The following is a 17,468-nucleotide window of genomic DNA, read 5'->3' on the forward strand; positions in this document are numbered from 1 at the left end:
AGGTTTCTTTTCAAGCTAATTTATTTCTGTATAGTGATACGTGAAATACTGTCATTTGAATAAAGAAAATAGAAAATAGAATATATAATGGGTATCCAGGAAGATATTCATTAATAATAGGCGAAAAAGTTAAAAATCCAACTGCACAAGGTAACACAAACCATAACGATACAAATGTTGTTCGACAAGCTTTATCCGTAATCGCTTTTTCACGTTCATCTTCTAGCGGAAATAATAATGGATACATCCAAAAAGATAAATTCTTATATTTTTTCTTTTGAATTCTATAAAAAATTGTAACTATAATTGCTCCAATAAATAATAAAATGAATGGTACTCCATTAAACCATACTTCAAATGGGAATTTCTCGTTTTTAATTATATCGGCTAACTCTGTAATGACACTATAAAATTCAACAAATGTCCAGCATGCTAAAGCAGTATAAAGCACGTTTATGATATAAGAAAAAACAATTCTATTCATCCTCTTCCCCCTCCTTATTTAAAACAAACACGTCTTCCATCTTTAACTGGAACACATCACAAATCGTAAGTGCTAATAACAAAGAAGGAACGTAATCCCCTTTTTCAATTGCAGCAATTGTTTGTCTCGTTACTCCAACCTTTTCTGCTAATACACTTTGCGTAAAGTTAAAACGAGCTCTTAATTCTTTTACTCTGTTTAAAATGGTCAAATTTACCACCTCTCACCATTATTGTATGCTATCCTTAACAAAATGTAAACTCAACTTAACATTATTATTATAAAAAAATCCAACTCTACGTATTGTAAAGTTGGATTACGTTTTAGTTTAAAATTGTAACTTTAACAATTTTTCTTCCCCATTGACTAGAAGACCCTTTATCAGGCATTAACACATCAATTCTGTTACCTTTAATCGCTCCACCAGTATCTGCTGCAATTGCGACTCCATACCCTTCAACATTTACAGTTTTGCCTAATGGAATAACTTTTGGATCTACAGCAATTAATTTCATTCCTGGGTTTGCAGTTAGATTATAACCTTTACCACCTGGTCCCCATGCAGAAAATACTTGTTGACCTGGCGCATAACCATTTTCTCCTGGATCAGCTGTATAAGCTGTAGCTTCTACATAAATTTCTTTCCCACCAGCAGTTGGCTTAGAAGATGGTTCAGGTTGTGCAGGTTTTGTAGGTTCTACCTTCGAATTATTATTAGCAACTGGTTCAGCTGGTTTATTAGCTTTTTCCTGCTTTTGCTTTTCAGCAATTTCTGCTTGTGCTTTCGCTAAAGCTTCTTGCTCTGCTTTTGCAGCCGCTTCTGCTTTTGCACGCTCTTCCGCTGCGATTCTTGCTGCTTCTTGTTCACGAGCAATCGTTTCTTGTACTGCCTTCATATTTGATTCAATTTTAGCTTTCTCTTCCGCTGCTAAATTAAGTTGGCTTGCAACTTCATTATATTTAGCTTGAACTGTTTGTAAGTTATCTTGACGTTTTTTCAAGTTATCTTGCAGTTCAGCTTGCGCTTTTGCTAATTTTTGTTTGTCTACTACTAAAGATGCTTCTTTTTCGTCAATTGTTTTCTTGTCCTCTTCAATTTGACGAAGATCTTGTTCTTGTAGACGTAAAATTTCTTTATCAGCTTCTAGAATAGTAGAAACTGCGTTCATACGTTGTAAGAAGTCTGCAAAGTTTTTTGACTCTACTACAACTTCTACTACTAAACTTGTATTTGAACTGTTCTGAACAGAAACCATACGTTTTCTCATAATATCTTTACGAGCAAGGACTTTATCCTCTAAAACGATAATTTCTTCCTTTTTTTGTTCAATCTGCTTATGTGTTTCATCAATTTTACGTTGAATAGCAGCTTGATCCTCTTTATTTTTTGCAATTGTATTATTTAAATTATGTAGTTCGTTTTCGATACCTTTAATTTCTTTACTAACAGCTTGCTTTTCTTGCTCTTTCTTTTGCATTTCTGCATCGTTTTGTTGCAATTGCTGTTGCATGTTGTTAAGTTTCTCGTCGTTTGACTCTGCTTTAACAGCGACTGTACTAGAAAGACCGATAATTCCTGCTAATACTAGACAGCTGATTCGCTTAAAATAGTTCATAATCCGACTCCCTTCTTATACAGTTATACATGATTTATTTTACAGTTTGTTTACAAAACGATTAAATACAGTTTATTTTTCGTGACGAAAAAAAGAGAATTATGAATAAAATGTAATAGATTCTTAAATATTTAACAATTCCTATATTTAAAAAATACAAAAGGTGCTAAAATCCAAATATAGAGAAAATATAACTTTCGAAGGCGGTTGAAATAAATACATGTTTACTCAAAAAAAATCACTCCAACATACAATTTCTCAATTAGAAGAGCGTATACAAGAATTAGAATTAGAATTAAAACAAAAAGATATTGAAAAACAAGAGACTATTTCTACTATCCACGATCGTGTACAAAGCGTTGTCCAAGAGCATCAACTTGTAAATAACCAACACAATACACTTCAAAGCTTAGTTCAACAATTAAGTTCATGTTTCGAAAATGTTTCAACACGTACGACACATTCCAATGAGTTAAATAATGAAATGTTACAAAAGGAACAAAGCTTAATTCAGTCTATTGCAGAAATTATTGACTGCTCTAATGAAGGAAAAGAATCCGTTCACCGCTTACTTATTGTAATTAATAAATTAGGTGAACAATCTCAACGCACGTCTAATAGTATGAATCATCTAAGCGAACGCTCAAAGGAAATCGAGCAAATTGTAGAAGTCATTCAAAACATTGCAGCACAAACAAATTTACTTGCTTTAAATGCGAGTATTGAAGCCGCGCGTGCTGGAGAGCATGGTAAAGGATTCGCTGTCGTTGCCAATGAAGTAAGAAAACTAGCGGAAAGTACAGCAGAAAGTACAAAAAACATCGGCAACTTAACGAAAAAAATTCAAGAAGAAATTGAAAAAGCATATGATAACACAAAAGATAATTTACATTTAGTTGATGAAGGTGTAGAAATGAGCGCCGATACAAATGCTAGAATTGAAAATATTTTAGTTATGATTCAAACGTTACAAAATGGTGCTACAAATGTTATTAAGGCTATCGAAAACCAAAAGTCTTGTAATGATGACATACTACGGGAATTCGCTAACACACAACAAATGTTCCAAAAATTAAATACTACTATTATGAATCATATTCATGATGCTGAAAAAGTCGATGTTCAATTGTCTAAAAGTCTTCAAGAAACAGTAACTTCTTAATTAAAAATAAAAATCCCTTATACTGCTATAAGGGATTTTTATTTTATTTTGAATATTTATTTCTTTTCAATATTCATCCATATCTTTGTTATAATGGAAAAGTTGTTTCTTTCAACTAATAAACAAGGAGGTTATTATGGAACAATTTTACTACGTTTTAAAATATTTAATTCTCGGTCTGTTCCAAGGACTAACAGAACCAATTCCGATTTCTTCAAGTGGTCATCTCGTTTTAGCACAACATTTGCTAGGACTAAAAATAGAAGGGTTTAGCTTCGAACTACTTGTTAATTCAGCTTCATTATTAGCTGTATTACTTATTTATAGAAATGATTTAATTCGTCTAACGAAGAATGGTCTCTCTTATATATTTACAAGAGCAGAAGACGCAAAATCAGATTTCTTCTTTATTATTTATCTTGTTATTGCAACCATTCCAGCAGGTGTTATTGGTGTTTTATTTAAAGATTACATCGATCAGTACTTAAAAGGTGTGAAGATGGTTGGGATTTCCCTTCTTATTACTGCTGTCGGCCTTTGGATTATTAGAAATTTACGCGGTCGTAAAAATGATGGCGACCTTTCTATGAAAGATGCAATCATCGTCGGATTAGCACAAGCTTGCGCACTGATTCCCGGAATAAGCCGATCTGGTGCCACAATCGTAGCAGCAATGTTACTTGGTATGAAGCAAGAAACAGCACTTCGCTTCTCATTCTTACTATACATTCCTGTTAGCTTAGGTGGCTTATTGTTAAGCATTACAGACATTGCAAATGATCCAAATCTAGACACATTATTCGTACCATATGTCGTTGCATTCATCGCAACATTTATCATGACGTATATTTCACTAAAATGGTTTATGAACATTATGGCAAAAGGAAATTTAAAATATTTCTCTTTCTATTGTATTATCGTAGGTGTACTTACTCTTATTTTCTTATAAAGTAAAACTTACAAATTGAAAGCGAGTCATCTAGTGTAATAGAATGACTCGCTTTTTTATACCTCTATTAAGTTAAAATCTATTATTTACTTATAATTTTCTGAATAGTATAATATCATTTAAGTTTACTATTACAGTAATTCTATCTTTCCTACTTCCTACTATTATCGTAAAAGAGGTGTTTATATGTTTATAGTTACTAAACTCATTCACATTAAGTACGAATATGAAAATGAGCTACTTTATGGGCTTAAACAATATTATCCTTCCCCTGGAACGAACGGTTGTATTAACATAGAGTTTTCACATGTTCATCGTACAAATGATAAGGCAGAATATATGATTCGTCTGTTATGGAAAACACAACAAGATTACCATACATGGCTTTCTCAAAGAGAAGGCCATGTAACTTTGAAGCACAAAATACAAGGCTATATACTTTCTTCCAAATCAAATGCTACCTATGTGCATTAACCCTTCTCTTTTTATTCCTTACGAGGGGCAAAATGATAAAGTGAAACTTTAATCAGCCCTCATCAATCGGGCTGTTCACAAATAACAAGATAAGGACCCTCTTACTTTTCATACTGTAAGAGGGCTTCTCTTATGCATACACTTTCTTCTCTTGACAATACAAACGAATAACATGTTTATTTTGTTGAAATACATCATGCGTCAGACGAATAATAATAAAGTTTCTTTTTGTTTGATCATCATGAACAAAAATCTGTTCTCCCTCCTGAAAACGCCATGCACTTTCAAAAGTCGTAATATGATCCCCACTTACAGAAAAAAGTTCATATCGCATCTCTTGTACCCTCTCTCAACTTTATAATCATAATATCCTTATATTAAATTTATTATAACTTAATCCCTATAAAATTAGTAATTATTTCTATTTCGAAAGATTTTAACTTTGTATTTAAATATTATTAGCGCTATAATGATAAACGAATTTTCATTGAAAGGAGTTTTACTTTGACTGCATATTTATTTCCAGTAAAAACAGCATTTATTTTATTCCCCTTTTTAGCAATGTTTCTTTTAATCCCTTTTTTAATATTTAATTATCGAAAATACGGTTATTTAAATAAATGGCGCTCATTTATTTTATACTCATTATTACTTTACTTATTAAATGCCTATTTTCTTGTTATTTTGCCGTTACCACAAACGTTTGATACTTGTAGCCTACAACCGGCTAATACACAACACATGCAACTCTCACCATTTTATTTCATACAAGAGATTAGTAGTCATACATCGGCAGTTTTAACGAAACCAGCTACTTATTTCTACTTATTAAAAGAGTCTGCGTTTTTACAAGTTGCATTTAATGTTCTATTAACTGTTCCATTCGGTATTTACTTACGTTATTATTTCCGACGTAGTTTCTTACAAACAATTTGCATTTCCTTTTTCCTTTCACTATTTTTCGAGCTAACACAAGTGACTGGATTATACGGTATATACAATTGTGCATACCGATTATTTGATATCGATGATTTATTTTTAAATACATTAGGTGGCGTAATTGGTTTTATCATTGCACCAATATTTACGTACTTCCTTCCGAAGACAAATGAGTTAGATAGTCATATTGATTTGGAAACGAAACCAGTCGGATTCATTCGTCGCCTTATCGCGATGCAAATTGATTGGATTTTCTTATCTATCGTTGTACCTGTCGTTAAAAACAAAGGAAATTCTTTCTTCGTTTCTAATATGCAATCTTACACGAATATGTATGAACTCATTTTCATTACGTGTTCAATCCTTATTTACTTTATTATTATTCCATACTTTACGAATGGAAAAACAATTGGGAAAGCATTGCTTCGCATTCACCTGAAAGGAAAATCAGATCGTATTACATTAAAAGAACTATTTATTCGCTACGGTATATTTTATTTTGCGTTAGGCGGAATCAATTATATTCTTTCTAGTAGCTCTATGTTAAATCATACAGAACCTTTAGTATTACTCGTTACATTGTTATTCCTATTTATCATTAACGGCCTATTCATTATTCATGTTTTACTGCATGTATTTAGCCGTGATAAACTACTATTTTATGAACATATTAGTCATACAAGAAATGCAATTACACTAAAAAAAGCTGACAAATAATTATTTGTCAGCTTTTTTATATACATAATGTGAAAATTTAATCAGTGGGGGTCTTACTGCCCGGCAAATAGCGGGATAAATAACTTTTCTGCATAAGGATTAAAAAACATTCCAAGTTCATCTAGAGACTTCCTCGCCTGTAAAAACGAATGAAACTCTGGATATATATCTTGTAATTGCTCATACGATAATGTATGCATTTTCCCCCAATGCGGACGCCCTTCATACTTCAGAAAAATTTTTTCCACTTCGCCAAAGTAAGCAGCATATTTCATACCTTTATACATATGAACAGCGATATACGCTGAATCTCTTCCATAGGCTGGACTAAGCCATATATCATCACCTTTCACATAGCGGCATTCGATCGGGAAGTGCACCTTATACTTTTTCTTTTCAATAAGATTTGAGATTTCTTCTACAACCGTCCTCATATACTTTGAAGGAATGCTATACTCCATTTCATAAAATGGTACCGTACGTGATGTAGCAAATACTTCATAGCTCGGGCCAATTATTTTTGTGTTTGGTACAGCTTTAGCTGATAATCGACTCACGCCTTTACTTATAGAAGGAAACCATTTACACCCTTTAGATAGTAAAGAGAACATCCTATTTTCAAGTAACTCCACCTTTAATTTATGCCATTTCAAATCACTGCCTGTATTCGTTGTTTCGTTCGTAAGTTTTACTTGTACTTCATCAGAATAAGGAAAAACGAAAAATTCAAAATGACGATGCTTCTTATATTCTTCTAGTTTGTTCATTACAGTGGATAATGACTGTTTTTCACTTTCATAAACGAGTGAATACGCTGGAATAACCTTTAATTTTATCTTTACAATGATACCTAACATTCCAAGTGACAACTGAAACGCTCTCCAATATTCTACGTTCTCAGTTTCCGAACAAACTATACTCTCACCATTAGATAAAACTGCCGTAATCTCTATAACTTGTGTTGATAAACTCCCAAAGGTAATACCCGTTCCATGAGTCCCCGTACTAATCGCTCCTGCAATAGATTGTGAATCAATATCCCCTAAATTTTCTTGCGCATAGCCTTTTTCCTCAAGTAACTTCCCTAAATCATATAACTTTGTTCCTGCCCATACTTCAGCAACCATCTTCTCTGCATCAATATTCACAATACCCTTCAATTCATCTAAAGAAACTAAAACTTCTTCCGTTTGCACAAGGGGGGTAAACGAGTGTCCTGAACCGACAACACGAATTTTCTTTCCCTTTTTTCGCGCAAGCCCCACAACTTCTACTACATCTTGTATACTTTCTGGATACATCGTATAATGCGGCGTTCCTTCTACATTCCCTGTCCAATTTCTCCACTTTTTCCCCTTTATAGAAAGCATTGGCCATCCCCCCGATATGTTGAATACTCCCCAACAATCTCTCCTTTTTTAACACGATACAAAAAAGGAAAGCGCTCACATAATTCACCAGCCTTACTATGACGAAACAAAATGGACTCTCCTATATCCACTCGTTCCTCGCCGCTATAAAAAATTGGCGTTTGTACCTCGCCAGCACCTTCTAAAGCTAATAGTTTTGCACCCTTCGGTCTCCAAACTTCAGGCTCTTTATCTTTTCCAACTGCTCCTGAAGCAATATATCCACCACCTAGGCAAGTGTAAATAAACGGGACTGGTTTACGCACAACTGGTAAAGCAAATCCGACCGCTGGATGAAATTTCACCTCTTTATAATAATCAAACAGCTTCGGAGAATAAAAAGCAGAACCTATTGTAATCTCTGAAACTGAATTATCTTTCTCAGTTGTTTTTATGCTTCCTGTTCCGCCTCCATTTACAAACCTTAGCTCAATACCAAGTTTTTGTATTGCTTTTACAATATGTTCTCTTCTTTCTTTCACTTCTAGCACTGATTTCTGCTTTAAATACGAAATCACTTTACTTTTCAGCCATTGATTCGGTATATGGTCTCCCACCCCAGCAATTTGAGCTTCATAACCCATCACACCATCTAACATTAAATATGATGACCTTCTCACCTTTTCTACTACTTTCAACGCATCCTGCACATTTTTTACTGGGGATCTTTGTACACCAAAATGAAATTGAAAGAAACGACTACTCATATCAATATCCAAACAAACACGAAAACATCCTTTAGATTTCTCAGCAATTTTTTCTAAATACACAATATGCTCTTCACAATCCACCATACAAGTTATAATGAAACCTTTCTTTGTTAGCAAACTAATTTCACACAAAGCTCTTTCATCATAAGCAGGATATCCGAGCAATAAATCATTAAATCCTTGTTCTATTAAAAATAAAACCTCTCTAGGTGAAAAGCACATAATACCTTGAAATCGATCATTTGCAGCTAAAATCTTTTGCATAATCGGAACAGAACGTAACGATTTACTCGCTATACGAATCTTCTTATTTCCACTTAACTCTATAATCGATTGAATATTTCTATCTAAAGCCACTTCATCCAAAAATGCACACGGTAATGGAACTTCTTTAAAAATTCCTCGATCCACATTTTTCTCTCCTCTTTTCAATATGTCTTATACATATTGGAAAGAAAGTATGATTTTCCTGTTTGCAAATAAAAAAAGTTTCTTCTTTACGAAGAAACTTTTTGAAACTACTTCATAGAAATAGTCGCCTCTACTGGATAATGATCAGAGTAATCATTATACATATATTTTTGGAACCATGATGTAACAGTCCATTGTGGAGATTTCTGCTGTAACACCTTATTCTCTATATACGATGGGTTCGCATGGTCTTTGCTTGCAATAATATAATCTAAATATTCGGCAGGACTATCAGGGAAATTATATTTTGCAATACTGTTTGTCGTTGCATCCCAAGTCGCTGTATGTCCAGTATAAGATGGTACAGAAGCGTTCAATATTTTAAACATAGATGCATACTCTGAATCATTATTGTTCTCTGCATTTATCTTATTTACGTTCATATCACCACCAATTAACACATACTCATTATTTGGTATATTTTTATTTTTAATAAAATCTTGAATTTCTTTTAATTGGTTCGTACGTACAGATGCTGGTGAAGTTTTTCCGCACATACTATCTTCAGCCTGCAAATGCGTCCCAATCACGTGAACGAAACGATCATTTTTCTTAATTTTCGTGTATACAAATCCTTTATTCGATAAATTATCTGGCCCGCATCCTTTTGCAAATACATATTGAATCTTTTCAGCGATTGGCCATTTGCTCACAATCGCAACGCCACCATCTTCAGGAGTTGAAGATGAATAGTTTCCTAACGTTTTATCCCATTCACTTCCACTACTACGACCTAATACTGCTGTTTGATTTGGATATTCTTTCTTCAAATTCCCTAATAAACGATCTGAAGCGCTATTATCAAACACTTCATTTAATATAACTACATCTTGATTCTTTATATAATCTGCCGCCCCGATTAAATCAGCACGCTCAGTTTGTCCCCAGTTCGGATATAAGTTTGTTGATAGCATATATACATTATGCGTCATCACTTTTAATGTATCATTTTGATTTGTAGACACTTCTGCTTGAGCTGACGTTCCGCTATATAAAGCTCCTAAACCAACACCTAAGCTAAGTACACCTTTTAGCAATTTACCTTTCACGTTTCATACCTCCATGTATTGTATAGTGATAAAAAGGCCAAATACTCTATTCTGAGATTTGACCTTTTTTAAATACTTAACGATTTCCGTACGTATCAAACCAAAGCTGAATATATCCAGCAGTAACACGTTGTGCATCCATTAAACGCTTACCTGTCATTGGTGTAACTTCAGCGCGCCATTTATCTGCATATTCTTGTGATACAGCAGCTCTCACGAACCAATCTTTCGTATTATCATTTACAATGCCAGCGTAATCTTGTTTCGCAACTACTGCCGCTCCATGAATCCAATCTTCTGGATTCGTACCTTTCCAGTTCCAATATCCATTTCCATCCGTTACTTTATAATTATCTTTTATCGTATCTACAAAGTTTTCATATTTAGAATGGAATCCTTGTGGATACGATAGATTCGTAAAGTTTGCCGCATGCATCGGTTGGTTTACATCCCCTAAATAATGAAGAGATAATCCTAAATAGAAGAACGCTTGTTTCATATCTTTATTTTTATAAGACTCACCAGCTAATTTAAAATATTTAGCTCCTGTTTCCTTTGCTTGCTTTGCATACGGAATATAAGTTTTCCCATTGTCAGGGTCATAGAAATGTGAAGCAAATGTGCTATTATCATAATAAGGATTTTCATAGTCAGCAGCATAAATACCGTTCTCTAACTCAGTACGCCATTCATTTAATAGTGCAACTCGATCTTGTTTTACAAGTGTTGTATTACGAGACATAATATCAATTGCACGGTTTACAATCCATAAATGAGAATTCACGCCTTCTTTATGTTTATCTTCAGCAGACCAGCGCGGAATAACTCCAAATCTCTGTCCCCCATCATTTTCATGAGCAAATGCAACACTTTGTAATGGAGCAACTAATGTAATAGCTGCCGCTAAAGCAAGTACTTTCTTTTTCATATAAAATCCTCCATTTTATAATTGAATTATTGTAAACATTTTGTTAGGATCCTATGATGTCGTCCGGTTAACCTATGACTAGAATATCCCACCTTTCATGAAATTTCTATCAATAAATTAAAATATGTAAATGTTCATATCATTATAACTTTATACACAGTGAATATAATGAATGAATACACTTTCATTTTAATAAACTATTATTAAGGCTTGTCTAAACTAATGTAAAAAAAAAGTAAAGCATCTGAATGCTTTACTCTTTTTTTCTATTCGATAATATACTTGGCAATTGTACATTAACTGCTAACTTATGAATAAATCCAAACACTAGTCCAATCCCAATAAATATGTATAAGATTGTAAATATCTTTCCGAAATCAGTTTGCGGACTAAAATTCCCATCACCGACAGTCGTCAACGTGACCACACTAAAATATAAAGCGTCAATAGGACGTAATCCTTCAACTGTACTATAAAAAATCGTACCCGATATTAAAGTCAAAATTGTTAATACAAATAATACTTGAAATTCTTTATCTTTCCACGCTCGTAAACAGGCTCTTAACATTCGCTTTAAAGTTAACAAAAATGAAAGCATTAGATTCTCCCTTCCAAACAAAAATACATTGAGTCAAAGGAAAGTCTATCACCTTTCAGTATAGAAAAAAAGTAGCCCTCTTCTATTTCTAGAAAAGGGCTACTCTATTCGATTCTATCTTATTTAGGTGAAACAAGAATTTTCACTTGTGTTTTATCTTTTACAAGTGCTTCAAATCCTTCTTCAACAACTTGATCCACTGTAATTTTTTTCGTAATTAATTTCTCTGCTTGAATTTGACCGGAGCTAATCAATTTAATAACAGCTGGGAAGATGTGACGGTATCCTAAAATACCAATAACTTCTTTTTCTTTTAATACTAAGTTATTTGGAGTAATTGTTGCGTCTTTTTCCCATACACTAACAATTACAGTTTGTCCTTCAAAGCTTGTACTTTCAATCGCTTGACGTAGTACAACTTCAACACCTGTTACTTCAAAGCTAACATTTACACCTAAACCATTTGTTAAGTTACGAATTTCAGCTAACACATCTTGAGTTGCTGGATTTAATACATAATCCGCACCTGCTAATTTCGCTAACTCTTGACGTTCTTTAGAAAGTTCAACTGCAATAACAGGAGTTGCTCCTGCTGCTTTAGCTGCTTGGATAACAAGAAGTCCAATTGGACCGCAACCAAATACCGCTACAGCTTCCCCTTCTTTTAATTTACTTTGACGTACTGCATGAACTGCTACTGCTGCTGGTTCTACAAGCGCACCTTGTTCATACGTCATTTCATCTGGAATGTGATGAACCATATCTTCTGGTACTACTGTATATTCAGAGAAACCGCCGCCTTCTCCGCCAAGACCGTGGAAAACAAGTTGTTCACAAACATTGTAATGTCCATGTTTACAAGCTTCACATTTACCACAAGAATAAATTGGCTCTACAACAACGCGGTCTCCCACTTTATGAGATGTAACTCCTTCACCAATCTCTATTACCTCACCACTAAACTCATGACCTAAAATAACAGGTGCTTTCACATGTGTTAATGGATGTTCTTCTGTTGGAATAAAAATAGGCCCTGCTAAATATTCATGCAAGTCTGTCCCACAAATACCACACCATTTAACTTTGATTTTCACTGTTCCTGGTTTTACTGTTGGTTCTGGTACTTCTTCTACTCGTACATCACGTTGATTATGCCAAAGTAGTGCTTTCATTTTATACATCCCTCTCTATGTATATACTTAACCTGGTGAAGTTTACAATTCTATTATAATACTTCTATCCATATATTTCAAAAAAACAATCACATCCCCACTAATTTTTTACAAATAACGTTCAATATTTTGTCACTTTGTACTTTTTTCCACATCTGTTAATTCAATTTCATTGCAGGTGAAATTAGCATTGTGCCATAATAGCATAGGAGAGGTGAATATCGCTTGAAATATTTTATTTACTTTATCGTTATCGTGGCATTTTTAGATACATTTTCACAATTACCTATTATGAGTACTTTCGCTCAAAGCCTTGGAGGAACTCCTCTTATTATCGGGCTAGTTGTCGGTATGTACTCATTCGCTAATATGATCGGTAATATTATTGCTGGAGCCGCTGTCGATAAATTTGGTGCAAAAAAAATCCTTTATATAAGCATGGGAATTACGAGTTTCATAGTCTTGTTATACACCGTTGTTCAAAGTGGTGAACAACTATTAGTTGTGCGCTTTATGCATGGATTTAGTGATGGCTTTTTAATTCCTGCTGCCTTTACATTTTTATCAAAACAAACAAATGCAAAAAGACAAGGAAAAGCAATGGCTCTATCTGGTGCTGCTGTTGGAACAGCCGCAATCGTAGGACCTGCTTTCAGCGGTATTATGAAAGCAACAGCTGGCGTAGAGTGGGTCTTCATTACTATTTCTATTTTAATGGCTCTTGGTACGATCGTATCTCTATTCTTCTTACCAAATAACGTATCAAGAAAAGATACATCAAGAACGCAAATGATGAACAAAGAAGATATGGTTGAACTTTTAAAATCAGAACCGTTATTACAAGCATATATTGGTGCTTTCACATTAATGTTTTCACAAGGAATTGTCACTTATATGTTACCAGTAAAAGTTGAGGCATTAGCGCTTAAAGCATCTACAACAGGCATGATGTTAAGTGTATTTGGTATAACTGCTATCCTCTTCTTCTTGCTTCCAACAAATCGTATTTATGATCGATTTAATCGTTCGAAACTAATGCTAATCGGAATTGCAGTTATGGCATTCGCATTATCTTTACTCGGATTATTTGCTACAAAAGGTATGCTCTTTATCGTAATGATGATTTATGGAATTGGATTCGCAATCCTCTTTCCGTCTATTAACGCTTTACTCGTTGAAAATACTACAGACGATAATCGCGGAAAGGCATTCGGATTATTTTATGCCTTCTTCTCATTAGGAGTTGTTGCTGGCTCCTTTACAGTCGGCGCAATCGGAGCATCACCTAGCGTCAGCTTCATTATCGGGACAGCATTTTTATTAACATTTGCTGGGATGATTTATGTAAGAAGCAAAGTAAAAAAGACAATGATGGGATAATCCATCGTTGTCTTTTTTTTAATGCATATTGATATAACCCGTAATATAATGGAAGCGTTGGAATAATGCCAATTAATTTAAATATAAAAGGTAACGGCTCATCTCCCTCTTCATATAAACGAAAAACAAAAACTGTAGTTAAAGTCCAAATGACGCTAAACAAGAAGATACAATTCCAAACAATTGAGGTTAATATTTGTATATCAAATACAAAGCCAAAGAGCCCTATCGAATAGAACTCTTTTTGCCCAATATATTACTTTTGTGTATAACCAAATAACAATGTAAATAAATTGAGCCGTAAAGGCAATAATACATCTCTTCTTTTAAACAGAAAGTTTATAAATACTGACGATACTTCGACAATTTCCTCGGAAATATTTCCTTTCCCCACATAATTTGATACAGTACACATGAATAAACACTTGTATTACATAAAGTGAAACTTTAATCAGTGGGGGTTTTGTTCCTCCCCACTGATTATTAGTTGAACCAATCGGGCTTTTACGGGCAGTTGATCTCCCAACTAACTTCTTTACTTCCACTGAATTTTGAGGTGGGGATCTTACTGACCGTTAATGCGGGATAAACTAAAATAATAACTTACTGTACAAATTAAAAAGCACACTCTTCATATGAAGAATGTGCTTTTATGTTATTAACGTTTAATCCAAACAGCGCCTGCCGATTTATCTTCTGCCTGTCCAACAACTTGGAATTTAAGTCCAAGGTTTGGAACTTTTCTTCCTGCGTCTGCAATTTGCTTGTTACTATATACTTTTGAATCATCAAAAGTTGTAACACCTTGTAATCCAGAATAGTTAAACTGACCACGTGTTAATGAATTTACACTCCATGCTGGTGTTTTATCAAATGAAAATGCTGCATCTGCAATTTGCATGCCTGTATTACCGTATGCTGGTTTTCCGTTTAAATTACCAACTAGCGCTTCTGGATGAGAATCTACAACACCAAGGAATCCTTCACCTGGATGCACCCCAACCCAGTTATCTTTGAAACTATCATCTGCATACCAAACGACAAGACCTGTATTATACACTGGACCTTTTCCTGCTTTTAAACCATTATCTGATCCCGCATAATTTCTCCACTCTAAGTAGTAATAATGAGCTTTCTTCTCTGTCCCATCAGAAACAACAAAACCATTTAAATTCATTTTAGACTGTCCTTCTGCATCATCAGAAAATACAACTTGTCCATCAACAGTTACATTTACATTGTCCATCGCAAAACCTTTATATGTTACAGCCGGATCTGTAATATAGTCGAATTGTAGTTTCACTTTTTTGCCTTTAAATTGACTTAAATCATATGATTTATCAATCCATTTCCCATCTGTTGTATCTTTATCTCCTTGGACTACTTTTTCCCCAAGTCTATCAATTAATGTTTTCGTTCCATCTTCTGTTACTGCATGTACTTCGACGAAATCGCACTCTGCTTCTAACTCATAATTTGCTTTATAATCGAATTTTGCATTTGTTCCCTTTGTTAAATCAAAGAATGGTGTCTCTAACGTTGTATGCATATCATCGCCTCTTGTACTATAATATGCATGCTTTCCAAACTCCGGTTTAATCGTTTCAACACTTTTACCTGGTAAGTTAACACGTACAACGCCTGGACGATTTGATTTCGTAACACTTTGATCAATATAGGTAGGAACTCCCACACCACTCTTAATTTTATCGTAATCTACTTCTAATATTTTTGCCCAGTTGCCACCCATATTCTTTTGTAAGAAGTCTTTATTTTGTGGTGAAAAACTAGTCGGCTCTGTTCCTGCGATTTTCCCTGTCCAACTACCTCCACTCATTAATGACCAAGCTTCGACTGGTGAACCATTTCCAGTATATTTCGTGTCATATTCATCTGGTAATCCAAGATCATGTCCAAATTCATGTGCAAACACACCTACAGCTCCATCTTCTGGTTCAATTGTGTAATCATGTGCTGCTACTTTACCACCAAAGTAATCTACCTTTGATTTCGTACCTTCAATCGCTACTGGATCTACTGCTAATTTTGAACGATGTGACCAGATCGCATCATCACCTAATTTACCGCCACCAGCTTCTTGACCAACACCAGCATGGATTACCATTAAATGATCAATTACACCGTCAGGTTCATTTTGATTCCCGTCCCCGTTTGTATCATATCTATCAAATTGATCAAACTGAGATAAATCTAGTCCTTTCTCAGCAGCTGCATACAAAGCTTCTTTCACTAAATCACGTGCACCCTTTGGACCTTTATTATCGTGACCACTGCTACCATCAGCTCCATAATCAGATGCTTTTCCTGGAACAGTTAGCCACTCCGTTACATATCCATCTGTCGTATAACTACCACCAGACTGCTCTTCATAGTATTGTTTAAACGTTTTTACTTTTGAACCATCAAATAAAGTATACGGCTCATTACCGAACAACATCTTTTGATAATGTTCTCTACTAAAGTCTTTCGAATACATATAACCTGGTGTTTGATCAATATTATTATGTTTATAATCACTAAATTCAACGAGTAACACTAATACTTTATCCGATCGAACAGATCCCTTATATGGAGCTTGCTTTGCTTTTGAAGTTGGAACTTGCCCATTCAATTGCTTTTTATTTGGTTCTGGCTTTTGCTCAAGGCTAACATTTTTTTCAGCCTTTTTTACATTTTCCTTTTCTTCCATCTTTTTCTCTTTTACTTTTTTTGTGAAATCAGATGTTTCTTGTGAGTGAGCATCTGGAAGAATTTCTTTATTCGCCTGATCTCCTTGTTTCTTTTCAATATATTGCTCAACAGCTTTTTTCGTCTCTTCTTTAGAAGATGCTGGATTAATTGTTCCTCTTTCTTTCAGAGCTTCCGCTAAACGATCTTCTTGAATTAAATTGTAATCAATTGGTGTTGTAGATACACTATCTTTCTCTTTTGCTACCGTTTCTGCATATGCTAACGGAGCACTCATTACAGATGTACATCCGATAATTGCCGCAATTGCTAATGATGACAACACTTTAAATGGTGCTTTTCTTCTCATTCCATTTCTCCCCTTTATAAAACTTAAAATTCAGATAAATCGGTGCATTTTGTCCAAATCTCTGTTTACTACCCTCCCTATATAAAAAGACATAATTCTATAAACATTAAGCTTTTTGTTATAGAATCATGCCCTCCAGTTTTCTGGTCAGACCCTCTATCTTTTTATCCCTTGGTTCAATTAATAATCAGTGGGGGGATGAACAAAGCCCCCACTGATTAAAGTTTCACTTTATGTCGAAATATTAAAAATAAAGAGTTATGTGATATATATTAAATATCTTATATAACAAATTTAAAAGACAATATGCAAAATTGCATGAAAATTCTTTTAAATAAAAAAGAATCCTAGT

16 protein-coding genes and 1 pseudogene are annotated in these 17,468 nt (G+C 34.2%); 5 read left to right on the forward strand and 12 right to left on the reverse strand.

Annotated features, from left to right (window positions below):
- Positions 1-10 precede the first annotated feature (10 nt).
- From DN401_RS22325 to DN401_RS22335, 3 genes are all read right to left on the reverse strand, one after another.
- Positions 11-484 (reverse strand): DUF2178 domain-containing protein, encoded by a 474-nt coding sequence (locus tag DN401_RS22325; protein ID WP_001080043.1) that lies wholly within the window; start codon positions 482-484, stop codon positions 11-13.
- A complete protein-coding gene (locus DN401_RS22330; RefSeq protein WP_000154019.1) occupies positions 477-695 on the reverse strand; it encodes a helix-turn-helix transcriptional regulator in 219 nt (72 codons plus the stop codon). Before DN401_RS22330 ends, DN401_RS22325 begins: the two co-directional genes overlap by 8 nt.
- A 112-nt stretch (positions 696-807) precedes the next feature.
- Positions 808-2,100, reverse strand: a complete 1,293-nt coding sequence (locus DN401_RS22335) for a 3D domain-containing protein (protein WP_001105776.1) — start codon at positions 2,098-2,100, stop codon at positions 808-810.
- 484 nt (positions 2,101-2,584) lie between these two features.
- On the opposite strand from DN401_RS22335, the gene DN401_RS22340 reads away from it, so the two are divergent.
- From DN401_RS22340 to DN401_RS22350, 3 genes are all read left to right on the forward strand, one after another.
- Complete coding sequence (locus DN401_RS22340) at positions 2,585-3,262, forward strand: methyl-accepting chemotaxis protein (protein WP_000939456.1); 678 nt, start codon at positions 2,585-2,587, stop codon at positions 3,260-3,262.
- 136 nt (positions 3,263-3,398) lie between these two features.
- On the forward strand, positions 3,399-4,211 hold the full coding sequence (locus DN401_RS22345) for an undecaprenyl-diphosphate phosphatase (RefSeq protein WP_000434794.1): 813 nt from the start codon (positions 3,399-3,401) through the stop codon (positions 4,209-4,211).
- A gap of 186 nt (positions 4,212-4,397) precedes the next feature.
- Positions 4,398-4,685: a hypothetical protein gene (locus DN401_RS22350; protein WP_000471238.1), complete on the forward strand. Its 288-nt coding sequence runs from the start codon at positions 4,398-4,400 to the stop codon at positions 4,683-4,685.
- 130 nt (positions 4,686-4,815) lie between these two features.
- On the opposite strand, the gene DN401_RS22355 is transcribed toward DN401_RS22350, so the two are convergent.
- The gene (locus DN401_RS22355) at positions 4,816-5,019 is read right to left on the reverse strand and encodes a hypothetical protein (RefSeq protein WP_001268332.1); all 204 of its coding nucleotides are present in this window, start codon (positions 5,017-5,019) and stop codon (positions 4,816-4,818) included.
- A gap of 170 nt (positions 5,020-5,189) precedes the next feature.
- Between DN401_RS22355 and DN401_RS22360 the strand changes: the two genes are divergently transcribed.
- A complete protein-coding gene (locus DN401_RS22360) occupies positions 5,190-6,341 on the forward strand; it encodes a VanZ family protein (protein ID WP_000128017.1) in 1,152 nt (383 codons plus the stop codon).
- Positions 6,342-6,394: 53 nt separating this feature from the next.
- On the opposite strand, the gene DN401_RS22365 is transcribed toward DN401_RS22360, so the two are convergent.
- The 6 genes from DN401_RS22365 to bdhA all read right to left on the reverse strand — a co-directional run bounded on the left by DN401_RS22365 (position 6,395) and on the right by bdhA (position 12,678).
- Positions 6,395-7,711 (reverse strand): D-arabinono-1,4-lactone oxidase, encoded by a 1,317-nt coding sequence (locus DN401_RS22365; protein ID WP_000948912.1) that lies wholly within the window; start codon positions 7,709-7,711, stop codon positions 6,395-6,397.
- Complete coding sequence (locus DN401_RS22370; protein WP_000373754.1) at positions 7,699-8,871, reverse strand: amino acid deaminase/aldolase; 1,173 nt, start codon at positions 8,869-8,871, stop codon at positions 7,699-7,701. Before DN401_RS22370 ends, DN401_RS22365 begins: the two co-directional genes overlap by 13 nt.
- 107 nt (positions 8,872-8,978) lie before the next feature.
- Positions 8,979-9,980 (reverse strand): sphingomyelinase C, encoded by a 1,002-nt coding sequence (gene sph / locus DN401_RS22375; protein ID WP_149287937.1) that lies wholly within the window; start codon positions 9,978-9,980, stop codon positions 8,979-8,981.
- A gap of 76 nt (positions 9,981-10,056) precedes the next feature.
- Positions 10,057-10,908 (reverse strand): phospholipase CerA, encoded by an 852-nt coding sequence (gene cerA / locus DN401_RS22380; protein WP_000730997.1) that lies wholly within the window; start codon positions 10,906-10,908, stop codon positions 10,057-10,059.
- 253 nt (positions 10,909-11,161) lie between these two features.
- The gene (locus DN401_RS22385; RefSeq protein ID WP_000948210.1) at positions 11,162-11,506 is read right to left on the reverse strand and encodes a potassium channel family protein; all 345 of its coding nucleotides are present in this window, start codon (positions 11,504-11,506) and stop codon (positions 11,162-11,164) included.
- A gap of 119 nt (positions 11,507-11,625) precedes the next feature.
- Positions 11,626-12,678 (reverse strand): (R,R)-butanediol dehydrogenase, encoded by a 1,053-nt coding sequence (gene bdhA, locus DN401_RS22390; protein WP_000645827.1) that lies wholly within the window; start codon positions 12,676-12,678, stop codon positions 11,626-11,628.
- A gap of 225 nt (positions 12,679-12,903) precedes the next feature.
- Between bdhA and DN401_RS22395 the strand changes: the two genes are divergently transcribed.
- A complete protein-coding gene (locus tag DN401_RS22395) occupies positions 12,904-14,058 on the forward strand; it encodes an MFS transporter (RefSeq protein ID WP_000873272.1) in 1,155 nt (384 codons plus the stop codon).
- Here the strand turns inward: DN401_RS22395 and DN401_RS22400 are convergent.
- Positions 13,979-14,287 (reverse strand): annotated as a pseudogene (locus tag DN401_RS22400) (hypothetical protein); the annotation flags it as partial. The gene DN401_RS22395 and the pseudogene DN401_RS22400 sit on opposite strands and share 80 nt — an antisense overlap.
- 429 nt (positions 14,288-14,716) lie before the next feature.
- A complete protein-coding gene (gene inhA2, locus DN401_RS22405) occupies positions 14,717-17,116 on the reverse strand; it encodes a M6 family metalloprotease immune inhibitor InhA2 (RefSeq protein WP_001252988.1) in 2,400 nt (799 codons plus the stop codon).
- Positions 17,117-17,468: the final 352 nt, after the last annotated feature.

Source organism: Bacillus sp. BF2-3 (assembly GCF_008368795.1).
GTDB lineage: Bacteria > Bacillota > Bacilli > Bacillales > Bacillaceae_G > Bacillus_A > Bacillus_A cereus.